Source organism: uncultured Anaerovibrio sp., from assembly GCA_902786545.1.
Taxonomy (GTDB): Bacteria; Bacillota; Negativicutes; order Selenomonadales; family Selenomonadaceae; genus Anaerovibrio.
Genome location: CADACU010000085.1, coordinates 1 through 2957, shown reverse-complemented (window position 1 = coordinate 2957; position 2957 = coordinate 1). Strand labels below are relative to the sequence as shown.

Annotated in this window: 2 protein-coding genes and 1 pseudogene; 1 reads left to right on the top strand and 2 read right to left on the bottom strand. The window is 41.7% G+C overall.

Annotated features, from left to right (window positions below):
* Positions 1-747: 747 nt before the first annotated feature.
* A complete protein-coding gene (locus QZV24_RS10240; protein ID WP_294523517.1) occupies positions 748-1956 on the bottom strand; it encodes a site-specific integrase in 1209 nt (402 codons plus the stop codon).
* A gap of 387 nt (positions 1957-2343) precedes the next feature.
* Complete coding sequence (locus QZV24_RS10235) at positions 2344-2661, bottom strand: helix-turn-helix domain-containing protein (RefSeq protein ID WP_294523515.1); 318 nt, start codon at positions 2659-2661, stop codon at positions 2344-2346.
* 116 nt (positions 2662-2777) lie between these two features.
* Between QZV24_RS10235 and QZV24_RS10230 the strand changes: the two are divergent.
* Positions 2778-2957, top strand: a pseudogene (locus QZV24_RS10230) (N-acetylmuramoyl-L-alanine amidase); the annotation flags it as partial.

The window sequence follows — 2957 nt, the reverse complement described above, 5'->3', positions numbered from 1 at the left end:
ATCAATAATTCGACGTACTGCCTTCAGTTTATCCTCGTAAGAATATTTTATTCGCAAAAAATGCACCTCCATTACATTATTTTTGTCTAAAGAATGGGGTGCACCTCAAATTTGGCGGGTCGTTTTGGTTAAAAGCGTCAGCCTTATGACTGACGCTAATGTTTTTTGCTGACCTTTTCAAATATTTCATCTCTTAACGCTAAAGCAAAACCATCTGACCACCATACTTTGTCCGCGACTTTAGGTAAATTAGAACTATTAAAATTTGTTCAGTTAATTTTTTTAGCAGTTTCGTTAGACATCATAAATTCTGCGATAAATTGACCAGCTGCTGCTTGAAATTCGAAAGGAACAACTTCATTAAAAAATAGCTGCGACGAAAAATCGTTGCAGCTATTTTTTATTCTTAAAATGAAAAAAATCTCCTATCAAGATGTATGTTTTTTTCCTGTATTTTTCTGGTTGCAGTCAAATTGCAGACAAATACCCTCTTTTATGCAAAAAAGAAAAGACTTCCAAAACCTCTGGAAGCCTTGATTTTCAAGTGGTGCCGAAGGCCGGACTCGAACCGGCACGTATTTGCATACGGCAGATTTTGAGGCGTATTTATAATCCCCTCATATCGTTGCATAATTTTCTTAGAGCGTTGAAACCCAGTGCTTTCAACGCTCTATTCTATGTTATCCTTTTTTATTTTTTGTGCAGTTTTATAAATTTTGTCCGTGTGACAGTCATTTGACAGTCATATCATTTTCCACTTTCAACAATATATGCATATCTTTCATCCACCCAATTGCCCACTTTTTGAAGGTCTTTTTCCTCCATATGTGTATAAGTATCCAGTGTGATTTGAATGTTGCTGTGGCCCAGCTGGTTCTGAATATCCTTGAAATTAAACTCATGACTGGAGTTCATGCTGGTGGCAAAATCATGGCGCAGCATGTGGAATGTGGTCTTGATGCCATTTTCCCGGCATACCCTTGAATAGAGGCTGGAGAATACATCCGGGTTATAATACCGGCCATCATTGGTGGTAAAGAGCATTTCCGGGTGTTCCCAGGTCTTGGAGGCCAGCCGCATTATATTCTGCTTCTTTCTGTAGACCATCAGCTCCTTGATATAGGATATCGGCAGCGGCAGAGTCCTTATACCGCTTTCGCTCTTGGTCCGCCCCACATATACATTGCGCCGCCCCGTTTCCGGGTTTACATTACCAATGCCCATAGCCTTGTCAATAGTAACGGAGCCGCACACAATTCGTTCATTTTTATCCCGCTCAATATGAAAGCTGTCCCAGGTCAGGGCCAAAATTTCACTGCGCCGCATCCCGGTTACCATAACCGTTAAAATAATCATCTGCCAACCGTAAAAGCCCACATCTGCATCCAGCAGGGTCTGCCAGGTCTCCTTGGTTGGTTTGACAAACTTCTTTTTCGGTGGTTTTGGCGGCAACTCCAAATGATCAGCCGGAGACTCAATTAGTAAATGCTCTACCACTGCCCTGTCAAAGGCCTGCTTTATAACTGTACGGAAATACTGGCAGGTACGGTAGTGGTCCGTTCCTATTTTATGGTAAATGATGTATTGCAAATCGGAAGGTTGCACTTTCTCCAGCTTCATATAGCCAATGGCTTCAATGCATATATCTAAAATCCGCTGATATGATGCCTGGGTGTTTTCCCGGAGCTTGGGAATCTTATAGGTTTCGAACCATTTTATAAACCAATCCCTGACGGTAATTTTGTCTGCGTCAAAATGAATATTGTGGGCGTACAGCTCTTTTAATTCTTCCAGCTGCTGCAGGGCTTCCCGCTTGGTTTTAGAATAACGGGTTCGCCTTTTCCTTTTCCCGGTTGTAGGATCATACGCCAGTGTAATTTGGGTTAGCCATTCTCCCCGCCTAGCGTGATAATATACTGTTCCGTCAAAATTCCCCCTGCTTATTCGTCTTGCCATTTTTTTGTCCTCCTTTGACTAAATTATAAACCATTATTCCCAGTCGCGTACCATAAATTACTAGAAACGGGGGACATAAATACCCATACACCACATCTTTCATTCAGATGATATTTGTATGGGGATAACTTTGGAAATATTGTGTATAAGTACCGCTTTTTTGTTAATAATCTGTGGGTATCGTGTTAATAACTGCCTTGCAGAAGCCAGCCTGTGGTAAAGGCTGTGGTATAGCCTGTGGGTAGGCCTGCAGATAACCCTGTGGGTAATCCTGCGGACATATATTGACCACAGCATGGTGTAAAACACAGATATATCAAGGACTGTGGCTGTCTAATATAAGATAAGATAATACAAAACTATATAAGACTAGTAATAGTAGGGCGATTACAGTTTCTTTAACCGCGCCAGCTCGGTATAGTCCCGGACCAAATCATCAACCCGTTTCCGATAAATTTCCGGCAGCGCTTCATACAATACCATGGTTTCACTTTGCCGGTTCTTGTCCAGACCTACAAGATAATCAACGGTGGTGTTGTAAAAGATGGCCAATTTACCCAATGTTTCCAGTGAAGGCTTTGCTATCCCCCGCTCCCAATTATTCAGGTTAGACCTGGGAACATTCAGCTGATTGGCAGCTTCCGCCAGAGTAAGCCTCTTGACATCTACTCTTAGACTCTTTAACTTCTCACCAAAACTCATCATAACTTTTGTAAGCCTCCATAAATTTTGTCCTGCGACCAATATACCATAAAATACTAATAAATACACCAATTATGGCTTTATATCCGGGGGCTTGATATATATTTTGGAGGTATCATATGAAAGTATTTATAAATCCGGGCCACGCGGCCAATGGTGAGCCGGACCCCGGTGCAGTACACAATTTCTTTAATTTCCGGGAGTGTGATATAGCTCTTTCTATAGGAAATCTGGTAAAAAGATTCCTTCTAAGGGCGGGCTGCTATGTGGAATTGCTCCAGAGCCATAAACTTAATGGT

Coding starts and splice junctions, on each gene's coding strand:
- QZV24_RS10240 (WP_294523517.1), bottom strand. CDS start 1,956: ATGGCAAGACGAATAAGCAGGGGGAATTTTGACGGAACAGTATATTAT.
- QZV24_RS10235 (WP_294523515.1), bottom strand. CDS start 2,661: ATGATGAGTTTTGGTGAGAAGTTAAAGAGTCTAAGAGTAGATGTCAAG.